At 68.6% G+C, this 535-nt stretch carries 2 pseudogenes; one reads left to right on the top strand and one right to left on the bottom strand.

The features are described 5' to 3' along the window. Positions 1 to 180: pseudogene (locus tag A5688_RS03235) on the top strand (VWA domain-containing protein); the annotation flags it as partial. A gap of 4 nt (positions 181 to 184) precedes the next feature. On the opposite strand, the pseudogene A5688_RS03230 reads toward A5688_RS03235, so the two are convergent. Further along, positions 185 to 535 (bottom strand): annotated as a pseudogene (locus tag A5688_RS03230) (VWA domain-containing protein); the annotation flags it as partial.

The raw sequence follows: 535 nt of genomic DNA, 5'->3' as shown, positions 1-535 counted from the left end.
CAGTCGTTCCACGCCGACAGCCTGGAATCGCTGAAGAACGTGTACTCGACGCTGCAGCGCCAGATCGGCTACGAAACCGTGAAGGGCGACGCGAGTCTGGCCTGGATGCTGCTCGGCGCCTTCGCCATGGCCGGCGCCATCCTGGCCGGGCTGCTGCTGAACCGCAGGCTGCCCGCCTGAGTGCTCAGCTGGGCAGGCGCCGGTTGATCAGCAGTGCCAGTGCCGTCGCGATCAGGGCGGTCAGCACGCCGAGGCGCAGCCAGCCGGAGCTGCCCGGGCCCGGCACCGTGCGGTAGCCGATCTCGTTCTCGATCGCGTTGTAGCTCTTCTCGAGCTCGCCGAGGTTGGTGGCGGTATAGGACTGCCCGCCGGACAGCTTGGCGACCATCTTCATCTGGTCCGTCGACACCGGGACGGCGATGCGCTGCCCGTCCATCTCGATCTCGCCGCCCTTGGTCCCGAACGAGATCGTCGAGATGGGCACGCCCTCGTCCTTGGCCAGCCGGGCCGCGGTGAACGCGCCCTGCGGCGCGTT

The sequence above is a fragment of the Mycobacterium mantenii genome, from assembly GCF_001667865.1.
GTDB lineage: Bacteria > Actinomycetota > Actinomycetes > Mycobacteriales > Mycobacteriaceae > Mycobacterium > Mycobacterium mantenii_A.
This window is presented reverse-complemented; position numbering and strand designations above follow the sequence as displayed.